Origin of the sequence: Silvania hatchlandensis (assembly GCF_025564065.1) — a bacterium.
In the GTDB taxonomy this organism is placed as follows: domain Bacteria; phylum Pseudomonadota; class Gammaproteobacteria; order Enterobacterales; family Enterobacteriaceae; genus Enterobacter; species Enterobacter hatchlandensis.
In genome coordinates this window covers 84,409-104,410 of sequence record NZ_JAMGZK010000045.1, presented here as the reverse complement: position 1 = coordinate 104,410, position 20,002 = coordinate 84,409, and the positions used below count along the sequence as shown (strand labels likewise).

Genomic DNA, 20,002 nt, shown 5'->3' with positions numbered 1-20,002 from the left:
AAAAAACTTACTGTGGGAACCACTTATCGCTGATTTTCTGATACGTGCCGTCAGCTTTAATCGCTTTCAGGGCGCCGTTCAGTTTCTCCAGCAGGGCTTTGTTATCCGGACGTACTGCAATGCCCAGACCGGTACCGAAGTATTGTGGATCGGTCACTTTTTCAGTGGCGGTACCCAGCTGTGGGTTGGTTTTAAGCCACTCGTTGACCACTGCCGTGTCGCCAAACACGCCATCGATACGGCCATTTTTCAGGTCGATAATTGCGTTCTGGTAGCTGTCGTAAGCGACAGTTTTCACTTCGGTATGCTTATCCTGCAGGTACTTCTGGTGCGTGGTGCCGTTTTCCATGCCGATGCGCTTGCCTTTCAGCTGGTCAAAAGAGGTGTACGCCCCTTTTTTGGCGATCACCACCGCCGAGTTGGCGTAGTACGGCTCGGTGAAGGAGACCTGCTTGCTACGCTCCGGGGTGATATCCATACCCGAGATCACCGCATCATATTTTTTGAATTTCAGCGCCGGGATCAGGCTATCAAACGCATGGTTAGTAAAGGTGCAATCGGCCTGCATCTGGGTACAGAGCGCTTTCGCCAGGTCGATATCAAAGCCAACGATCTGGTTGCTGGCATCCAGCGACTCGAACGGCGGATAAGTAGCCGAAACGCCGAAGCTGATTTTATCTGCGGCGGTGGCGCCTGCGGCGAAGGTTGCCAGTAATGCGGCCAGAACTAACTTTTTCATTGTGAAGCTCCCGTCTGTCAATCTTGTCATTATGTGCCCTGTCTGCGGCTGGGAGCTACAATGCCATTTAATGAATTTGTATGCAATAAAAATGATTAAATATTATTAGCGGCATAAAAAAAGGCGGGCTGTCGTTAGACTTGCCCGCCTTTAATACCGGATTTTATGCAGTTCTAGTTGCGACGTTCAAACGCCAGTGCTCTGCGCTCAACCACACGCATCAGCAGCGTCAGCAGGCCGTTCACCACCAGGTAAATCAACCCCGCCGCACCGAACACCATCACGTCGTAGGTGCGCCCGTACAACAGCTGCCCGTGACCCATCACCTCCATCAGAGTGATGGTGTAGGCCAGCGAGGTACTCTTGAACACCAGCACCACTTCGTTGGAGTAAGAGGAGAGGGCGCGCTTGAACGCGTACGGCAGCAGGATCGCCAGGGTGTCTTTCTTGCTCATCCCCAGCGCACCGCAGGACTGCCATTGCCCTTCCGGGATGGCGCGGATTGCACCGTAAAACAGCTGGGTGGTATAGGCGGCACTGTTCAGCGACAGGGCCAGCAGCGCACACAGCCACGGCTCAGAGAGCAGGTGCCACAGCACCGGATATTCCTGCAGCGACGGGAACTGACCCGGGCCGTAGTAAATCAGGAAGATCTGCACCAGCAGCGGCGTGCCGGTAAACAGGGTGATGTAGCCGCGCACAATCCACACCAGCACCGGCGTTTTCAGCGTCAGCACAATAGTGAAAATCAGCGCCAGCACCAGCGCCACGATAATCGAGGCCACCGTCAGCGTCAGGCTGGTGTGCAGCCCTTTCATCAGTTCGGGTAAATACTCAAGCATCAGCCTGGTCTCCGTTCAAAGCGCGTCGCACGCAGGTCAATACGCTTGAGGATGTACTGACTGAGCAACGTGATCACCAGGTAGATGGCTGCCGCCACGATGTACCAGGTAAACGGCTCCTGGGTACGGGTGGCAATGCTTTTGGTCTGCAACATCAGGTCGTTGACGCTGATTAAGCTCACCAGCGCGGTATCTTTCAGCAGCACCAGCCACTGGTTGCCGAGCCCCGGTAGCGCATGACGCCACATCTGCGGCATCACCAGACGGAAGAAGATTGCCGTTTTCGACAGCCCCAGCGCCTGACCCGACTCCCACTGGCCAATGGGTACCGCTTTCAGCGCCCCGCGCAGCGTTTGCGACGCATAGGCGGAATAGAGCAGGGAGAGGGCGATCACGCCGCAGAGGAACGGACTGACGTCAAAGTTCTCGATCTGCATCTGAATCGGGATTTGCACCACGCCCAGATTGAGCGTAAAGCCGTCCGACAGCATCAGCAGCAGCTGTGACGAGCCGAAATAGATAAACAGCACCACCAGAATTTCCGGCAGGCCGCGAAGAAGGGTCACCAGTGCAGAGCCGGTCCAGGCGACAGGACGCCATTTAGCCGACTCCCAGACCGCAAAGACCATCGCCAGCACCAGGCCGATGATCAGCGCACAAACGGCAAGGCCGACGGTCATCCCGGCGGCGCTTGCTAATGGAAAAAATTCGTTCATCAGGTCTTACTTCTGAAACCATTTTTTGTAGATGGAATCGTAAGTGCCATCTTTTTTCACTTTTTCCAGCGCAGCGTTGAATTTCTGCTGCAGCTCGGTGTTGCCCTGACGGACCGCGATACCCAGGCCGGTGCCGAAGTAGTCTTTATCGGTCACTTTGTCGCCGACGGAAGCCAGCTTGTCGTTGGCTTTCAGCCATTCGGTTACCACGGCGTTGTCGCCAAACACTGCGTCAATACGGCCGTTCTGCAGATCCAGGCGGGCGTTCTGATAGCTGTCGTACGGGACGGTGGTGATTTCCGGGTGCTTATCCATAATGAATTTCTGGTGGGTGGTGCCGTTCTGCACGCCCACTTTTTTGCCTTTCAGTGCGTCAATCGAGGCGTATTTGCCTTTCTGACCGATGAACAGGGCTGAGTTCTCATAGTACGGGGTGCTGAACAACACCTGCTTTTCACGCTCAGGCGTGATGTCCATCCCGGCCATAACCGCATCGATACGGCGGAATTTCAGGCTGGGGATCAGGCTGTCGAAAGACTGGTTAGCGAAGGTACAGGTCGCGTCGATCTCTTTGCACAGCGCGTTTGCCAGATCCACATCGAAGCCGACAATCTTGTTGTTGGCGTCGATAGACTCAAACGGAGGGTAAGACGCTTCCGTAGCAAAACGAATGGTCTGAGCGGCTGTTGCAGAAAGGCTGATGCTGGCAAGCAGCGCGGCAATCACTATTTTTTTCATTGTCGTTTTCTCGATTCAATTAGTGAGACAGATAATTTCTGAACGCGTCGGTCTGCGGCTCGGCAAAGCAGCGAGCATCGCCTTGCTCGACGATATAACCGTTTTCCATGTACACCACGCGGCTGGCGGTTTTACGCGCCACTTCCACTTCGTGGGTCACGATCACCTGCGTAATGTTTGTTTCTGCCAGCTCACGAATGATGCTGACGATCTGGGCGGTGATCTCGGGATCCAGCGCGGCGGTGGGTTCGTCAAACAGCAGCACGGCAGGCTCCATCATCAGGGCGCGGGCAATGGCCACACGCTGCTGTTGACCGCCAGAGAGGTGCAGAGGATAGCGATCGCTGTAAGGCTTAAGACGCAGACGCTCCAGCAGCTTCTCGGCACGTGCCAGCGCCTGCTCTTTAGACAGGCCCAGCACGCGGCACGGGGCTTCAATCAGGTTTTGCTGCACGGTAAGGTGTGGCCAGAGATTGTACTGCTGGAAGACCATGCCGACGTTCTGACGCAGATCGCGGATCGCTTTCTCAGACGGCGATTTGGCAAAATCAAAGTGATTGCCAGCAATATCCAGCGTGCCGGAGCGGGGCATTTCAAGCAGATTGAGGACGCGAAGCAGCGAGCTTTTGCCTGCACCGCTGGGGCCAAGCAGAACCAGCGTCTCGCCCTCAGGGCAATTTAAGGTGATATCGAACAGCGCCTGGTGTGCGCCGTAGAAGCAGTTAATGCCGTTTAGTTGAATACTCATCGGGGCAGTCTTTACTCATCCAGGCTGTTTATAGCTATTGAGGCCGCAAATAGTACCGTCGGCAGAATAGTTATGCAATATTTCTGCGTTAAAAGTTAAATATAAACCGCGAGCACACCTAAACATAGCACAAAATAGCGAGCGGGAAGGGCGGCGAGAATAAATGTCGGCATTCCTCACGAAATGCCAGACATTTTGCGGGGTTTTATTGGCTTAACGGTTCTCAATGGACTGGCGCAGGGTGCCCGCCGGGGCATGAACGCTGCCGCCGAGGTAGCGCACATCGTCAATTGCCCAGCACTGCCCCTCGCGGATCATCAACACTTCATCCTGCCAGGATTCGCTGCCCTGGGTCAGTTTCACCCGCAGGGGAATATTGCGCGCGTCGGTATTGGGGATGGTGGAGGCGCTGGCCACTTCGGCGGTTTGCGGCGCAATGGTGCGGCTGGAGAACGGATCGTCTTTCAGCAGGTTTTTATGCTGCGGATCGCGGCTGGCATCGCTCAGCAGCTGCGCCAGACTGTCGCTCAGATACGGGCGCAGTGCGGTCATGTCGTTACTGCGGTGGCTAATGCGGTAGTCGTAGAACTGTTGAGCTACGGCATCCGGACCGCCGACAATGCAGTTGCCGCTGCGGGTTCCAATATCCTTAAAAGCTGGGTTAACCGGGGTGGTGCAGGCGCTGAGCAGCAGCGCGCACGGCACTAAAAGCGTCAAAGCAGAATAGCGCATGTTGATTTCCTTATTAGGCTGCAATAATTAACTAACCTTTAAATCATAGCGTAACGATCCGATAATGGTTTTGTTCTTATACGCTTAGGCACATCACGCACCATTAAGGAGAAGCAGATGCAATTTTCCACCACCCCAACCCTGGAAGGGCAGCCGATCAGCGAGTACTGCGGTGTTGTCACCGGAGAAGCCATCCTCGGTGCCAATATCTTCCGCGACTTTTTTGCCGGTATCCGCGACATCGTCGGCGGTCGCTCTGGCGCCTATGAAAAAGAGCTGCGCAAAGCCCGTGAAATCGCCTTTAAAGAGCTGGGCGAGCAGGCCAAGGCGCTGGGTGCCGACGCGGTGGTCGGCATCGACATCGATTATGAAACTGTCGGCAAAGACGCCAGCATGCTGATGGTCACCGTCAGCGGCACTGCGGTGAAAACGCGCCGATGAAGCGGGCGCTTTCGCTAAGCCTGCTGGCGCTGTTGCTGGCAGGCTGCGCCGCCGAAAAAGGGATTGTCGATAAAGGGGCCTATGAGCTGGACGCCCGTCGCCAGGCGCAGGCGGCCTATCCGCGCATTAAGGTGCTGGTGATCCACTACACCGCCGATGATTTTGACAGCTCGCTGGCCACCCTGACGGATAAAAACGTCAGCTCCCACTATTTGATCCCGGCGATCCCGCCCCAGCACAACGGCAAACCGCGGATCTGGCAGCTGGTGCCGGAGCGCGATCTGGCCTGGCATGCCGGGGTTAGCTTCTGGCGCGGGGCCACGCGCATCAACGACACCTCGATTGGTATTGAGCTGGAAAACCGCGGCTGGCAAAAAAGCGGCGGTCAGAAACGCTTCGTCCCGTTTGAAGCGGCGCAGATTGCCGCCCTGATCCCGCTGGCGAAGGACATCATTCAGCGTTACGACATCAAGCCGCAGAACGTGGTGGCCCATGCGGATATCGCCCCGCAGCGCAAAGACGATCCGGGGCCGCTGTTTCCCTGGCAGGCGCTGGCGCAGCAGGGGATAGGTGCATGGCCAGACCCCGCCCGGGTGACGTTTTATCTGAACGGGCAATCACCGTGGCAGCCTGTGGATCCCGGGTTATTGCTGGATCGCTTAGCCCGTTACGGTTATGAGGTGCCTGAGAATATCTCCCCGGCGCAGCAGAAACGCATAATCATGGCGTTCCAGATGCATTTTCGTCCGCAGGTGTGGAACGGGGTTGCTGATGAAGAAACCCTGGCCATTGCCGAAGCCTTACTCGAGAAGTATGGGCAGAGATAAGCCTGTATGGTACCGGTTCCCCGTCCTGCTTAATTGTGCATAAGATTAATCTTAAGTACATCCTCAATTTATTTTTAGTTAATTGACTTAATTTTACGCAGATTTACTATGCATCCCTGGCCCGCTAAGAAATTCAGTTAATAAAACGGGAGTGACGCTCAGTAAATATATCCTGAAACTAAATTTAACCTGGTCAATTTACTATTTTTGACAGGAGGGTCGCACGGCTCTCTTTCTAATAAGGAACATTAACAGGCATACTTATGTTAAGCATATACAGTAAAAAATGCCGCCCGCAACAGGCGATGGAAGCGATTGTTGCTGCAACCGCAGAGTGTCCAGAAAAAACGTTAAAGAAATGGCAAAAAATTATTACTGCCGATCCTGACTATATTCACATTGTGGTAAGCGGTGAGGTGGAAATCCGCCGTAAATCCGATGAATTAAGCATGTTCATTATGCGTAATTCGGGCTTTTTGGGGGTTTCCGCCGTTTACAGCAATGCAAGCCACATGTACGGTCTGGCCCGCACCGCCACAGTGATCCGTTCCATCAAAAAAACGGATTTTGAACGACTGATCGGCGAGCATAATCTCTGGGCGGAATTCAGCAAGATCCTGGCCTGGTATATCAGTGTTCTCAGTAAGCGTGATGATGTTTTAGTCGCCCGCAGTGCCTATTCTGTGGTGCGCGAATTCCTGCTGGAGATTAACGAACTGATCGTTCAGCATAAACGTGATGTTAATGTTTATGACTATATTCAGGAGTACACTAATCTGGCGCGCAGTACCATTATTAAAATCCTTTCTGACCTGAAAAAAGGTCAATATATTGTTGTCGAAAAGGGCAAGTTGATTTCAATTAACTCCCTCCCGGAACGCTACTGAACTTCTCGTCTTTCGTCCCCTTCGGATCTCCCCGAAGGGGATTTTCTTACCTCATGTCCGTTATCTGACGTCTCAGCTTTCGGCTCGGGTGGAATTTTCCCTTGCGAATACTCTAATTGCTGTTCTTTTACCGCTTGCATAAAGCGTTCCTGCAATGTTGGGGTGTGCAAATTTTCGTGCGTGGCGGGCAGTGCCTGCTCCTGAATATCGCCGTCCGGGGGCTGTTGCCAGTCGGGGGTATTATCCATCACCGGGCTCTCTTCGGGGGCGGGAAACGGTATTGCCGGCAACGGCGTCGGTGTTGGCTGCGGGAAGGGTTTTGACACATACACATAGTGCATATCCGACAGCTGGGTGTCAGGGTTGACGACCTTAACCGGTTTTTCGGCGGGCGCAGGATAGCGCAAATCCCGCAGCAGATGGGCATAAATGCCTACCGCAAGCATGACGCACAGGCACATCAGGCTGGTCAGCACCTTGCTTATTGAGGGCAGGCGGTACGAAAAAAATACCGCCTCGCCGGTGGTATAGCTGCGCTGGGCAGCCAGACAGATTGTGGACATCAGTGCGTTTCTCCCTGCGTCAAGGGTGTCACAATAGTGGGGGTGATATTATTCACGCGCATCAACTGCATCAGGGTCTCTTCCCCTGGCAGGCCATCGACGTGTAAGCGATTTTTTTGCTGGAATTCGCGGGTGCGGTCCGCCAGCGTCTGGGTCCAACGATGGGCGTGGGTTTCCGGTTCATTCAGGGCCAGGCTCAGCTGGGTGTCGATCCAGTCCAGATCCTGTTTATCGCTGGCCGCACCGATGGCCTCTCTACCGGACGGCGTCAGGCGGTGCAGCAGGGTATAATTTCCGGTGGCGTGCCGGGTAAACCAGCTCCGGCTCACCTGCCAGGTACGATTATTCATCAGCAGATCGAGGGAGTCTTTCCCGACCCGCGCCACCACCGCGTAGTTCAGGTGATCCCCGGTTTTCAGCTCGCTGACCCACGGATACTCCTCCTGCTCCAGCGTCGACAGCGGAGCATTACCCTGCTTACACTGCAGATTCACCCGCCCGGCATTCTGGCATAGCGCCTCCCCGGTTGAGGCGTCATATCCCCACATGATGTAAAGCTGATGCATGGCATCCGGCTGGTTCACCACTTCGCGATCGAAAACCGGCTGGACCGGCGCCTGCTGATGTTTCATCTGCGGGATCCAGCGGGCAGGTACTGGCGGTTTGAACGGCAGCGCGGCCGTTATGGCCGTAGAAAAATGCCAGCCGCAGGCAGCAAATATCATGCAGGCAACCAGCCCTACTGTCGCCAGACGTCTGTTGCTTCGCTTGATCGGCAGGACTTCGCCCGCCGCCAGACGCAGATGACGTGTCCCCACCAGTCCGGCGCGTTCAGTCCATGCGGCCAGCAGTGCCAGGTGCGCCAGCGCATTTAGCTGGCTGATGCACCCTTTGGTCAGGGTCTGCATCCGCCGAATGCGGGCCGGGGTGAACGGTGAGGTTTCTGCGCCGTGATGGGCGGTTTGCGCCTGAACATAATCCAGGCACTCGCGACCGGTGAGGGCGCGCAAGCTATGGCGCGTATGCACCCGGGCACCGAGACCGGAATGGGCCAGCAGACGTGCCTCCTGATCTACAGTCCCGGTCAGCAGAAGAGTGAGTGGCAGACCGCGCTCCTGAGCGCGGGTCAGCAACATGCCCAGAACGTCCCAGCTTTTGTCCTGCATCGCCTGAATCGCAGAAATACTCAGCACCAGGCCGTGGGTACGGCAGGAGGAATACGCCTCATGCCATTGGCGCAGCACTGCATCAATGGCATGAAGTCTGTTTTTGGCATCGGTGTTGTCCGGTTTGAGCTTATACAGCAGGGCGCTGGCGCTCAGTTTGGGAAACGCATTAATGGCTACCCCGGTCGTCTGTGCCAGCAGTTCGCTGCTGAACTGGCTGAGCAAGGGTTCGTCGTCGGAAAACAGTCCGATAACCCCCGGCGTGCGTGATTTCTCCCGCAGCATGCCTGACACATCCTGATGGTAAGGCACAAAGAACTCACCCGCTGAACGGGTCACCTTCATAAAAGGCTGGCCTGCGAGTTTAAAATGTTTCAGATACATAACGACACACCCCGGGATGACAAAAACAGATATTCACCGCCGAAAGTAAGGGATGTCGCCGTGATGTTCAATTTGCAAACAGGAGAAAAATAACCTGAATAACACCTAACATCTGCATTATTGCGGGTCAATATTTTTCCGCACTAAATTTGCTGGCAATCCCGGTGGAGCACGCCATGTCAGGTCATTAGTATTAGGTCATTCTTAAACAGCCCAACTGTCAGTTTCTGCATTTAAAAGGTTCGTTAAATAATGAGGATGCAGCGTCTTTATAGCCTGATAACACCCTGCGTGATGTTTATTCTGCTGATATCCAGCGGGCATCAGGGATATGTTGTTTTAAAACAGTATAAAAAGGTCAGCGATAAATTATCTGAGGCTGACCCTGTGTCGGATAGTGATCGGGAAAAGGTGCAAGATTTTGCCCTTTTCCAGCCAGCAGTGAGCCAGCCCGCTGCGCAGCGGACGGTGCAAGCGCCGATCAACGCCGAGGTGGAGGGCATTATCCGTAGCGACGAGGCCTGGATGTCGTTTGCGGTGATAAAAACGCCTTCCGGGCAGCAGAGCTATCGCGAAGGCGAGAGCCTGACGGGCTACCCCGATACCTGGGTGGAAGAGATCAATCGCGACAATGTCGTGATTAACTATCAGGGCAGCCCGCAAACGCTGGCGATTAAACGCCCCGACTATTTTAAAGGTGATATTAACAGTGCCCCCATGCCTGCCCCGCAGATGGAACCGGGTTTAAATAATTTACACCTTAACGACTATTTAGTGCTGAAACCCCGGTTCGACAACGGTCATCTCGAGGGATATCAAATTAAGCCAAGGAACGCGTCGGCTTTTTTTAGCCACAGCGGACTGAAAAAAGGCGACGTGGTTGTGAAAGTGAACACCGTCGATATGACGAAAGAAGAACAGGCGAAAATTATTATCGCCAGCTGGTCGAAAATGAGAGAGGCGGAGGTTGTAGTTAAACGTCACGCTCACCTTGAAAATATTCGGGTTAATGTTTTAAACAATTAACAAGTGTAAAACCATGAAGAAAATTCCCTGGGCGTGTCTGGCGTTCACTGCTGCCTCGCTGTTTTCCAGTTCGCTGCTGGCCGCTAATTTTAGCGCCAGCTTTAAGAATACCGATATTCGCGAATTTATCGATACGGTAAGCCGCAACCTGAATAAAACGATTCTGGTGGACCCGTCCGTTCAGGGCACCGTTTCTGTCAGGACCTACAACGTGCTCACCGAGGATGAATATTATCAGTTCTTCCTCAGCGTGCTGGATGTCTATGGCCTGACGGTTATCCCAATGGATAACGGCATGGTGAAGGTGGTGCGCTCCAGCGTGGCACGTACCGCCGGCGTGCCGCTGGCCGACAGCAAAAATCCGGGTAAGGGCGATGAGATAATCACCCGCGTGGTGCGCATGGAGAACGTGCCGGTACGCGAGCTGGCCCCGCTGTTGCGCCAGTTGAACGACGCCTCCGGCATCGGCAATGTGGTGCATTTTGAACCCTCCAACGTGCTGTTGCTCACCGGACGCGCCTCGGTGGTGAACCGGCTTGTGGATCTGGTGGAGCGGGTAGATCGCTCCGGCGTTCAGCGCCGTGAAATCGTGCCGCTACGCTACGCTTCGGCGAAACCCCTTGGCGAGATGTTGAATAATCTCAGCAATGAAGAGCAGAAGGGGCAGAACGCGCCACAGCTGGCGACCAAAGTGGTTGCCGATGATGAAACCAATAGCCTGGTGATCAGCGGTCCGGAAGACGCCCGGGCGCGCACCCGGTTGCTGATTAATCAGCTCGATCGCGAACAAAATAACGAGGGCAATACCCGCGTCTTCTACCTGAAGTATGCGAATGCCAGCAAAGTCGTGCCGGTCCTGACCGGCATTGGCGAACAGCTGAAAGACAAAGCGCCAGCGGCAAAAAGCAAAACGGCCTCCGCCAGCAGCGACCTGAATATCACCGCGGATGAGGCCACCAACTCACTGGTGATCACTGCCCAGCCTAACGTCATGAACTCGCTGGAAAAAGTGATCGACAAGCTCGATATCCGTCGTCCGCAGGTACTGGTGGAGGCGATCATTGCCGAAGTGCAGGACGGCAACGGCCTCGACCTTGGCGTGCAGTGGACCAGCAAACATGGCGGCGTACAGTTTGGCGCCACCGGCATGCCGATTAGTCAGGTTAAGAACGGCATCATTAAAGGGTCCAACTTTACCGGTATGGCGACCGGCTTCTTTAACGGTGATTTTGGCGCGCTGATGACCGCCCTTGCCACCGATGGTAAAAACGACATTCTCTCGACCCCGAGCGTGGTGACGCTGGATAACAAAGAGGCGTCGTTCAATGTCGGTCAGGACGTGCCGGTGCTGTCCGGTTCCCAGACCACCAGCGGTGATAACGTCTTTAACTCGGTGGAGCGTAAAACCGTCGGTACCAAGCTGAAAATTGTTCCGCAGATCAACGACGGGGACATCATTCATATGAAGATTGAGCAGGAAGTCTCCAGCGTGGATGCCAGCGCGACGGAAGATGCCAGCCTCGGCCCGACCTTCAACACCCGTACCATCAATAACGAAGTGATGGTCCACAGTGGGCAGACGGTGGTGCTTGGCGGGTTAATGGAGAACGTGACTAAGCAGAACGTCTCGAAAGTGCCGCTGCTGGGGGATCTCCCGCTGGTGGGGCAGCTGTTCCGCTACACCTCTCAGGATACCTCGAAACGAAATCTGATGGTCTTTATCCATACCACCGTCCTGCGTGACGACGACACCTACAGCGCGTCATCGAAGGAAAAATATGACCAGATCCGCGCCCGTCAGCAGCAGCGTATGGAAGAGAGAAAGCTGGGCATTATTTCCAACACTGACACAGCGGTGCTGCCAGCCTACCCGCATCAGAGCACCGGCAACACTGCGGCCGCCCGCAATCCTTTTAAAGAGTAAGGGGGTGGAGGATGGATGAGCTAAGTAACGTTTTATGCACCAGCAGCTACGCAAAGGATAACGGGGTCCTGATTTATCAGGAGCAGGTCTTTATCCGCGATAACACCCCGGCGTTCGCCCTGCTGGAGATGCGCCGGGTGCTGGGGCGATCCTTTACCCCGACGGTTCTGACGGCAGAAGCCTTTGACGAGATGCTGACCAAAGTCTGGCAGCAGAACAGCGGCGTGTCTCAGCAGCTGGTGGATGACATGGATGCCGACATTGACCTGCTGGCGTTGACCGAGGAGATCCCCGACAACGAGGATCTGCTGGATAACGATGAAAACTCGCCGGTGATCCGTCTCATCAACGCCATTCTTGGCGAGGCGGTGAAAGAGGGCGCGTCGGATATTCATATTGAAACCTTCGAGCGCACCCTGAGCATCCGCTTTCGCGTCGACGGCGTGCTACGCCCGGTGCTGCAGCCGGCGCGCAAGCTGGCGCCGCTGCTGGTGTCGAGGATCAAAGTGATGTCGAAGCTTGATATCGCCGAAAAACGCCTGCCCCAGGATGGGCGTATCTCGCTGCGTATCGGGCGCAAAGCCATCGACGTGCGTGTCTCCACCATTCCCTCCCAGTACGGCGAGCGGGTGGTCATGCGTCTGCTGGACAAAAGTAACCTGCAGCCGGACATCAACAAGCTGGGGCTGATTGACGACGAGCTGGCTCAGCTTAAAGAGCTGATTGCCCGCCCGCATGGCATTATCCTGGTCACCGGCCCGACCGGCTCCGGGAAAAGTACCACCCTGTATGCCATTCTGTCGGCGCTGAATGGCCACGAGCGCAATATTCTCACCGTTGAAGATCCCATCGAGTATGAGCTGGAAGGCGTTGGGCAAACCCAGGTTAACCCCCGGGTTGACATGACCTTTGCCCGCGGCCTGCGCGCCATCCTGCGTCAGGACCCGGACGTGGTCATGATCGGCGAAATCCGTGACGGCGAAACCGCGCAAATTGCGGTACAGGCGTCGCTGACCGGTCACCTGGTGATGTCGACCTTGCACACCAACAGTGCGGCTGGGGCCATCACCCGCCTGCGGGATATGGGGCTGGAATCCTTTTTAATCGGTTCTTCCCTGTTGGGGGTTATTGCTCAGCGTCTGGTGCGTCGACTCTGTACTCATTGCCGTACCACCCGTCCGCTGGATGACAATGAACGGCAGCTTTTCAGCTTTATGACGACGCCGCCGAAGGCGATTTATCGTGCCGTAGGCTGTGAGAAATGCCGCCAGGGCGGCTATCAGGGGCGCGCCGGAATACATGAATTTCTGGTGGTGGATAGCGGGATGCGTCGTGCTATCCATGAAGACAAAGATGAAATGTCTATCGAAACGCAGCTGTTTAAGCAGGCCTACAGCCTGCGGGAAAACGGCCTGATGAAAGTGATCTCCGGCATCACCTCCCTGGAAGAGGTGATGCGCGTCACCGCCGAACGCGGAGGAGAGGAATAATGGCGTGGTATGCGTGGACGGCGACCAACGCGGCGGGCAAAACCCAGCGCGGCAAGATGCAGGCCGAAGGGCCAAAGCAGGTTCGTCAGGCGCTGCGCGAGCAAAAGCTGATGCCGGTGAGCATTGCGGTTACCCGCGAAAGCAGCGCCGCCGGGAGCGCTCAGAAAGGGATAAAACTCTCCACGCCAGTGCTGTCGATGTTTACCCGTCAGCTGTCGACGCTGATCAATGCCGCGCTGCCGCTGGAAAGTGCCCTGAAGGCGATTGCCAGACAGTCCGAAGATAAAAAGCTGGCGGCGATGGTGACGGAAATCCGCGAAAAGGTAGTGGAAGGGCACACGCTGTTTGACGCCTTTAGCCAGTTTCCGCGCACCTTCGACAAGCTCTACTGCACGCTGGTGATGGCCGGGGAAAAAACCGGTCATCTGGGGGACGTGCTGGAAAAACTGGCGGAGTACAACGAGCAGCGCCAGAAGATGAAAAGCAAGCTCACTCAGGCGATGGTCTACCCGATTACCCTGACGGTGGTGGCGGTGGCGGTGATCGGCATTCTGCTGGTGGCGGTGGTGCCGCAGGTTATCGAACAGTTCACCCATATGAAACAGCAACTGCCGATCACCACCCGCACGCTGATTGCGGTAAGTGATTTTCTGCAGGCGTACGGCCTGTTTCTCTGCGGCGGACTGGCGGCAGGTTTTATCGGCTTTAAAAGTTGGTTGAAGAAAACCACCCACCGCTTTATCTGGAACCGCTGGTTGGTTAACGCCTCGCCGATCAAAAAGCTAGTGTGCGCCATCAACAGCGCGCGCTACATCCGCACCCTGAGCATTTTGCAGGCCAGTAGCGTACCGCTGCTGGAAGGCATGTATATCGCCATGGACGGTATCGAAAATCTTTATGCTCGCCAGGTGCTCGAGCAGGCGGCCGATACCGTACGCCAGGGGTCATCGCTGTATGCCGCCCTGGAGCAGGCGAAATTATTTCCGCCAACCATGCTGTATATGATTGCCTCCGGCGAAGAGAGCGGTGAATTGGGCAATTTAATGGATCGGGCGGCAGAAAATCAGGAATCGGCATTACAACATCGCATTACCTTAACGCTGTCGGTATTTGAGCCAGCGCTGGTGGTCTCTATGGCGACCATTGTTCTGTTTATTGTGATGTCAATATTACAACCGCTTCTGCAACTTAATAACATGGTAGGTTAATTATGGCGATGAAACGAAAAAACCTGGCACGCCAGGCGGGCTTTACTTTGCTCGAATTAATGGTGGTGATTGTTATTCTCGGCGTACTGGCGAGCATGGTGGTGCCGAATTTGATGGGCAATAAAGAGAAGGCTGATGCCCAGAAAGCGACCAGCGATATTGTGGCACTGGAAGGCTCGATGGATATGTATAAGCTGGATAACCACCGTTATCCCACCACCGAACAGGGACTGCAGGCGCTGGTCACCAAACCTGAAATCGCACCGATCCCTGGCGGCTACCGCGCCGACGGTTATATTCGCCGCCTGCCGCAGGATCCGTGGGGCAGCGACTATATTCTGGTCAGCCCTGGCGAGCATGGCGCTATTGACCTGTTTTCTGCGGGTCCGGACGGCGAAGCCAATACCCCAGACGATATTACCAACTGGTCTCTCGATAAAAAATAATGAACAAACAACGCGGCTTTACGTTGCTGGAAATTATCCTCGCTCTGGTGATATTCGCCAGCTGCGCCATGATGGTGGTCTCTACAATACCATCACGTAGCGGCGCGGATATATTTGGCCAGCAATTAAAAGCCGTTATTGAATATGGTTCCGATCGCGCGGTGATGGATGGAAATATTGTGGGCCTGACGATCACGACGGACAAATATCAGCTGATGACGCTGGATGAAAAAAACGGCGAGCGCAGCTGGGCACCGTTAGTGCAACGACGTATCACCACCGAAGGGCGTTTCCCTGAAGAGATGCACGTCTCGCTCTCTCCGCAGCGCCTGGCCACCACGCCCGGTGCCGAGCCGCAGATCGTCTTTTTACCGGACGGCGAGATGAGCCGTTTCACCCTGACGTTACAGAGTGCCGATAAAGCACATCATTTCCGTGTCGTGTCCCAGGGCGCGCCGCCGGTTATGGTAGAAAACGATGGCTAAACGTAATGCGTCGCAGCGCGGGATGACGCTGCTGGAGGTGATGGTCGCTCTGGTGATCTTCTCCACCGCCGCGCTGGCATTAATGAACTCGGTCTCCCTGAACGTGCGCTTCACCCACGGTCTTGCCGATACCCTGCAGGCCAGCTGGGTGGCTGAGAACCAGCTCGCCGAAGCGCAATTGACCAAAAGTGACTTCCCGGATGCAGAGCAGCAGGGCACGGAGTTGATGGGCGGGCGCAACTGGAACTGGCGTATGCAGCGGGTGAAGGTCGCCGATAAACGCTGGGCGGATGAGATCCTGGTCTATGCCGAAGGGGATGAGAGCCAGCCGGTTGTGGCGATGCGGGTTCTGTCCCCGGAGGAGATAAAGTGAAAAAACTGCAGAGCCAGGGCGGCTTTACGCTGCTGGAGATCATGATTGCGCTAACCATTTTTGCGGTGATTAGCACGCTCGCCTGGCAGATCCTCGATGGCGCGATGCGTACCAGCAACGCCACCGATCGCAACGCAGCCAGACTCAATCAGATCCAGCGCGCCTGGAGCCTGCTGGCACGTGATTTTTTTCAGCAGCAGGCCCGTGCGCCGCGCAATGAACCTGACGTTTTTCGCCAGGATGAGAACGCCATTGAGCTGACCACCCTCAACGGCGTGAGCGGGACGGTCCAGCTTGAGCGGGTACGCTGGCGGTTTGACGATCATCGGCTGTGGCGCGACGTGTGGCCGACCATCGACAGCCCGGCCGGCGTTAAACCGGAAGAGGTGCTGATTGTCTCTGAGGTGAAAGCCGTGCAGTGGCGGTTTTTCAGCGATGCATGGCTGAAAGGCTGGCGCGACAGTACGCATCAGCCACAAGGTGTCGAGCTGACGCTGACCATGGAGAGCGGCGACACCTGGCGCTGGGTGTTTACTACCCCTGGCGATATGCCGCAGCCGCAGATTGCCGTGAAAACGGTCGAAAAACCTGAAGATCAGAAGACGGAGTCCGCTTCAGAACAGGCGACGGTATCCGCCCCAGAACAGGCGGCGACGCCCGCGCCGGACGCTCAGCCATGACCAGAAGCAATCTCAATCGGCAGCGGGGCGTTGCGCTGCTGGTGGTGCTTATTCTGCTGGTAATGATGTCGGCCCTGGCGGCCAGAATCAGCCAGCAGTTCTGCCGCAATTTACAGAAAACCCACTATCAGGTGAGTCAGCAGCAGCTGCGCTGGGCGATGCAGCGCCAGGAGCAGGCGGTGAAGCAGCTATTGCAAACCGCCGCCAGCGGCGAGAACGCCCTGGAGCCGGACGGTGAGTGGCATCAGCCCCTTGAGACGCAGGGGGAATATTACACGGTGTTGAGCCAGGTCGAGGATGCGCAGGACTGTTTCAACGTCAATAACCTGCTCGCGGAGGAGAAGGCGGCGAAGGATCCGGCCGCGTCAACCCCCCCGGAAAAACCCCGTAAACAGCTGACAGTTGAGCAGCTGCTGGCTGACGCGGGTCTGGATCAGCTCACCGCTGAGCAGGTCTATCAGCAGTTAGTGGACTACCTGGACGGCGACAGCACCACGCTGAAAGCGGCCCAGGAGAGCGATGCCTGGGCAGGCGTGCAGCCCGCGCGGTTACCCGCCAACCAGATGATGCGCAACATCAGCGAAATCAGGTTACTGCCTGCGTTTCCGGCGGCGGCATACGCCAAAGTCAGCGGGCTGCTGTGCGCCCTGCCGGATGCCAGCAGCAAGATCAACGTCAATACCCTTAAGCCTGAGCAGGCAAAACTGCTGGCGGCGCTGTTTGTGGGAAAACTGACGGAGGATGACGCCGCCCGACTGCTCGCGGCGCGTCCGGAGGCGGGATGGGAAAACGTTGAGGCTTTCAGTAAGGCGCTGGAGCAAGACTTCCCGCAGCTGAAAGACGATTTAACACAGGTTGCCGAAGCAGTGGCCGTTAACAGTCGCTACTTCCGGGTTAACTACACCGGTAACACCGACGATTTAACGCTGCGCGTGGTCAGCCAGCTTCAGGTGAACAGCGAAGCGGGCGAAATCGTCACGTGGCAACGTCGTTACCGAATGATTGAATAACAAAAGCCGATACCGATGAAAAAAATACTGTTTATTCGTCCCGATAGCCGCGAGGACGGGACGCTTGCGTGGTGCGAATCCGGCAGCCAGCAGGTGAATTCTCTGCCGGGCATGGCGGCACTGGACACCCTCGCGGACCATCCGCTGGCGTCGCATGTTTGTCTGCTGCTGCCCGTTGGCGAGATGATCTTCCGTCACTTCTCTCTGCCAACGAAAGGGCTCAGCCCCCAGACGTCGCCGTTCTCGTGGATGGCGGAGGAGACGCTGATAGGCGACGTCGACGACCTGCACTGGACGGTGCTGTGTAAAAAAGGACGGGAAGTGGATGCTGTCGCCATTGATGCGCAGCGCTTACGCGACTGGATCGCCCGCTTTCAACAGGCCGGGCTGAAGGTGGTGCAGGCGCTGCCTGATGCCTGGCTGCTGCCGGTCGCTGAAGGGGGAAGCACCCTGGTATCGCTGGATGAGAGCTACTGGCTGCGCTTTTCACCGGCCAGCGCCTGTGAAGTCGACGCCTCGCTGCTGCCGCTGCTGATGCAGAAAACCGGGGCCGGGGAGGTGCGCTGCTATGGTGAGGCGCCTTATGGGGTCACGGTGGATGAATCCTTACCCTGGCAGCATCCATTGCAGCTGATCCAGCCGCAGTGGCAGGCCTGCCGGGCCAACATGCTGCACGGCGAGTTTAACCCCAGCGGCGCCGGAGGCGGTACGCCCAAAGGGCTGAAAGGGCTGATGGTGGCGCTGGCGCTGCTCAGCGTCGGGCTGCTGCTGGGGCCGAGACTGGCGATGGCCCTGATGCTGGTGCAGCAGGAAAACCAGCTGCAGCAGGAGATCGTCACGGTCTATCAGTACCATTTCCCCAGCCTGCGCCAGCAAAGCAATATTAAGTATCACTTTGGTCAGAACCTGAAGAAGGTCACTAAGGGTGTCTTTCTGCAAATGGACGATCTGAATAAAGCGAAGCAGGCGGTTCCGGGTATAGAGGTTAACCTGCTGGATTATGACAGTACGCAAAAAAGCTGGACGATTGGCGTAAGCAGTGAAAACAGCGCCTCGCTACAGAACTTCATTGAACAGACCCGTGCGGATTTTGACTTTTCGCTGCAGCCGGTTTCAACGGTCGCCCCCTTTACTGCCATGATCACCGGGAAACATAAATGAAAGAGCGTGTCGAACAACTTAAAGCGCGGTATCAGACTTACTCTGCCCGCGAAAAGCAACTGATGAAATTCTGCGGCGCGGCACTCTGTTGCGCCGTCGTTTATTACGCTGGCATGGTTCCGCTGGATAATATGATTAAAAATAGCCAGTCCACGCTAAAGCGCCAGACAGAAACCCTGACCTGGATGCGCGGCGAAATTAATAAAAATCATCTCCAGGTGCAACAAACAAAAACCGATAATCCGCGCAGCGTGGTTGAAAACAGCGCCCGGGAAATTCAGCTGCCGCTGAATGACGTGCGTCAGGAAGGGCAGTCGTTGTCCTTTATTGTGCCCCGGGTGGAGATTAATGCGCTAAAAAACTGGCTGCGAGAAATTAACGCCGTCTCGGGTATCCGGCTGGAGAAGATGAAGCTGACGCCTGTCGATCATCAGAGTGACGTCAGGGCGGAGATCCAGCTCAGCTGGAAAAAAGCGGCATGACAGCCTTTGCCCTGCTTCGGGAGAGCTGTCCGGCACTGTTCAGCCTGATGAGTGCGCTCTTCGGCACGATTATCGGCAGCTTTCTCGGCGTAGTGGCAGAGCGGATCCCGCCGATGTTGCTCGACGATGAGGCGCGGATCAACTTGCTGTTTCCGGCCTCGCACTGCCCGTCGTGCCAGCATGAATTAGCCTGGTGGGAAAATATCCCGCTGGTGAGCTGGCTGGCGCTGCGCGGGCGCTGCTACCACTGCGGCAGCGCCATCCCGCTGCGCTTATGGTTACTCGAAGCTTTTACCTTCCTGTTTTTTGGCGCCACGGCCTGGTTTCTCCCGGACATCCCGACGCTGTTTTCACTCTGGCTGTTAAGCGCTTTTTTGCTGCCGCTGGCTCTCATTGACCTACGGCATTTGCTGCTGCCGGACTGTCTGACGCAACCTCTGCTCTGGACCGGGCTGCTGGTTCAGCTCGCTCATCCGACGCTGCCCCTGAGCGACGCCATTGTCGGTGCCGTGGTGGGCTATCTCTTTCTCTGGCTCCTGTACTGGACGTTTCGTCTGGTGACCGGCCGTGAAGGGCTGGGTTACGGCGATTTCAAGCTGCTGGCGGCACTGGGGGCCTGGTGCGGCTGGCAGGCGCTGCCCAGCGTAATATTACTGGCGTCGTTAACGGGCATTGCCGGGTATTGCCTCTTTATAAAATCGAACAACAAAGCAGCGTCCATTCCTTTTGGCCCCGCCCTGGCTGTTGCGGGTGTTATTACCTTTATTTTGCAAAGTTACTCGCTCACCCCCTTAATAATCTGTCAAATGATTTTTGATATTTTTTCGATAAGGGAATGACGTGAGTGATAATTCTTTTTCAAATACTCTTTAGGTTATGAACTGCATGCATTACTCATCTTTTTGTTGAGGTTAACTGAAAGTATTAAAAACAT

At 55.8% G+C, this 20,002-nt stretch carries 23 protein-coding genes; 15 read left to right on the top strand and 8 right to left on the bottom strand.

Going from position 1 to position 20,002, the window contains the following annotated elements:
• Positions 1-7: 7 nt before the first annotated feature.
• The 6 genes from artJ to M8014_RS08680 all read right to left on the bottom strand — a co-directional run bounded on the left by artJ (position 8) and on the right by M8014_RS08680 (position 4,515).
• Positions 8-739: an arginine ABC transporter substrate-binding protein ArtJ gene (gene artJ / locus M8014_RS08705; RefSeq protein ID WP_271269362.1), complete on the bottom strand. Its 732-nt coding sequence runs from the start codon at positions 737-739 to the stop codon at positions 8-10.
• A 173-nt stretch (positions 740-912) separates the two neighbouring features.
• Positions 913-1,581, bottom strand: coding sequence for an arginine ABC transporter permease ArtM (gene artM, locus M8014_RS08700; protein WP_271282121.1), 669 nt, complete (start codon positions 1,579-1,581; stop codon positions 913-915).
• Positions 1,581-2,297 carry an arginine ABC transporter permease ArtQ gene (gene artQ, locus M8014_RS08695; protein ID WP_271269364.1) on the bottom strand — a complete coding sequence of 239 codons (717 nt, stop codon included), beginning with the start codon at positions 2,295-2,297 and terminating at the stop codon, positions 1,581-1,583. The genes artM and artQ overlap by 1 nt, the downstream gene beginning before the upstream one ends.
• A gap of 6 nt (positions 2,298-2,303) precedes the next feature.
• Positions 2,304-3,035, bottom strand: coding sequence for an arginine ABC transporter substrate-binding protein ArtI (gene artI, locus M8014_RS08690; RefSeq protein WP_271282120.1), 732 nt, complete (start codon positions 3,033-3,035; stop codon positions 2,304-2,306).
• 19 nt (positions 3,036-3,054) lie between these two features.
• The gene (artP, locus tag M8014_RS08685; RefSeq protein ID WP_271282119.1) at positions 3,055-3,783 is read right to left on the bottom strand and encodes an arginine ABC transporter ATP-binding protein ArtP; all 729 of its coding nucleotides are present in this window, start codon (positions 3,781-3,783) and stop codon (positions 3,055-3,057) included.
• A gap of 213 nt (positions 3,784-3,996) precedes the next feature.
• Positions 3,997-4,515: a lipoprotein gene (locus tag M8014_RS08680; protein WP_271282118.1), complete on the bottom strand. Its 519-nt coding sequence runs from the start codon at positions 4,513-4,515 to the stop codon at positions 3,997-3,999.
• 117 nt (positions 4,516-4,632) lie between these two features.
• Between M8014_RS08680 and M8014_RS08675 the strand changes: the two genes are divergently transcribed.
• The 3 genes from M8014_RS08675 to M8014_RS08665 all read left to right on the top strand — a co-directional run bounded on the left by M8014_RS08675 (position 4,633) and on the right by M8014_RS08665 (position 6,670).
• The gene (locus tag M8014_RS08675; protein ID WP_271282117.1) at positions 4,633-4,956 is read left to right on the top strand and encodes a heavy metal-binding domain-containing protein; all 324 of its coding nucleotides are present in this window, start codon (positions 4,633-4,635) and stop codon (positions 4,954-4,956) included.
• A complete protein-coding gene (locus M8014_RS08670; protein WP_271282116.1) occupies positions 4,953-5,783 on the top strand; it encodes an N-acetylmuramoyl-L-alanine amidase in 831 nt (276 codons plus the stop codon). Before M8014_RS08675 ends, M8014_RS08670 begins: the two co-directional genes overlap by 4 nt.
• A gap of 263 nt (positions 5,784-6,046) precedes the next feature.
• Positions 6,047-6,670, top strand: coding sequence for a helix-turn-helix domain-containing protein (locus tag M8014_RS08665; protein ID WP_271282115.1), 624 nt, complete (start codon positions 6,047-6,049; stop codon positions 6,668-6,670).
• Here M8014_RS08665 and M8014_RS08660 read toward each other — a convergent pair.
• Together M8014_RS08660 and M8014_RS08655 are read right to left on the bottom strand one after the other, a co-directional pair.
• A complete protein-coding gene (locus M8014_RS08660) occupies positions 6,664-7,233 on the bottom strand; it encodes a hypothetical protein (protein WP_271282114.1) in 570 nt (189 codons plus the stop codon). The two genes, M8014_RS08665 and M8014_RS08660, sit on opposite strands and share 7 nt — an antisense overlap.
• Positions 7,233-8,783, bottom strand: coding sequence for a peptidoglycan-binding domain-containing protein (locus tag M8014_RS08655; protein ID WP_271282113.1), 1,551 nt, complete (start codon positions 8,781-8,783; stop codon positions 7,233-7,235). The genes M8014_RS08660 and M8014_RS08655 overlap by 1 nt, the downstream gene beginning before the upstream one ends.
• A gap of 294 nt (positions 8,784-9,077) precedes the next feature.
• Between M8014_RS08655 and gspC the strand changes: the two genes are divergently transcribed.
• From gspC to M8014_RS08595, 12 genes are read left to right on the top strand one after another with little or no spacing between them, the layout of a single operon-like run.
• Positions 9,078-9,809, top strand: a complete 732-nt coding sequence (gene gspC, locus M8014_RS08650; RefSeq protein WP_271282176.1) for a type II secretion system protein GspC — start codon at positions 9,078-9,080, stop codon at positions 9,807-9,809.
• 13 nt (positions 9,810-9,822) lie between these two features.
• Entirely contained in the window at positions 9,823-11,733 is a 1,911-nt protein-coding gene (gene gspD, locus M8014_RS08645) for a type II secretion system secretin GspD (protein WP_271282112.1), read from the top strand.
• 11 nt (positions 11,734-11,744) lie between these two features.
• The gene (gene gspE, locus M8014_RS08640) at positions 11,745-13,223 is read left to right on the top strand and encodes a type II secretion system ATPase GspE (RefSeq protein WP_271282111.1); all 1,479 of its coding nucleotides are present in this window, start codon (positions 11,745-11,747) and stop codon (positions 13,221-13,223) included.
• Positions 13,223-14,431 carry a type II secretion system inner membrane protein GspF gene (gspF, locus tag M8014_RS08635; protein WP_271282110.1) on the top strand — a complete coding sequence of 403 codons (1,209 nt, stop codon included), beginning with the start codon at positions 13,223-13,225 and terminating at the stop codon, positions 14,429-14,431. The genes gspE and gspF overlap by 1 nt, the downstream gene beginning before the upstream one ends.
• Positions 14,432-14,433: 2 nt before the next feature.
• Entirely contained in the window at positions 14,434-14,877 is a 444-nt protein-coding gene (gene gspG / locus M8014_RS08630) for a type II secretion system major pseudopilin GspG (protein WP_271282109.1), read from the top strand.
• On the top strand, positions 14,877-15,362 hold the full coding sequence (gspH, locus tag M8014_RS08625) for a type II secretion system minor pseudopilin GspH (protein WP_271282108.1): 486 nt from the start codon (positions 14,877-14,879) through the stop codon (positions 15,360-15,362). Before gspG ends, gspH begins: the two co-directional genes overlap by 1 nt.
• A complete protein-coding gene (gene gspI / locus M8014_RS08620) occupies positions 15,355-15,735 on the top strand; it encodes a type II secretion system minor pseudopilin GspI (RefSeq protein ID WP_271282107.1) in 381 nt (126 codons plus the stop codon). The genes gspH and gspI overlap by 8 nt, the downstream gene beginning before the upstream one ends.
• A complete protein-coding gene (gspJ, locus tag M8014_RS08615; protein ID WP_271282106.1) occupies positions 15,732-16,415 on the top strand; it encodes a type II secretion system minor pseudopilin GspJ in 684 nt (227 codons plus the stop codon). Before gspI ends, gspJ begins: the two co-directional genes overlap by 4 nt.
• Positions 16,412-17,425 (top strand): type II secretion system minor pseudopilin GspK, encoded by a 1,014-nt coding sequence (gene gspK, locus M8014_RS08610; protein WP_271282105.1) that lies wholly within the window; start codon positions 16,412-16,414, stop codon positions 17,423-17,425. Before gspJ ends, gspK begins: the two co-directional genes overlap by 4 nt.
• 15 nt (positions 17,426-17,440) lie before the next feature.
• Positions 17,441-18,586: a type II secretion system protein GspL gene (gene gspL, locus M8014_RS08605; RefSeq protein WP_271282104.1), complete on the top strand. Its 1,146-nt coding sequence runs from the start codon at positions 17,441-17,443 to the stop codon at positions 18,584-18,586.
• Positions 18,583-19,068, top strand: a complete 486-nt coding sequence (locus M8014_RS08600; RefSeq protein ID WP_271282103.1) for a type II secretion system protein M — start codon at positions 18,583-18,585, stop codon at positions 19,066-19,068. Before gspL ends, M8014_RS08600 begins: the two co-directional genes overlap by 4 nt.
• Positions 19,065-19,907: a prepilin peptidase gene (locus tag M8014_RS08595; RefSeq protein WP_271282102.1), complete on the top strand. Its 843-nt coding sequence runs from the start codon at positions 19,065-19,067 to the stop codon at positions 19,905-19,907. The genes M8014_RS08600 and M8014_RS08595 overlap by 4 nt, the downstream gene beginning before the upstream one ends.
• Positions 19,908-20,002 lie beyond the last annotated feature (95 nt).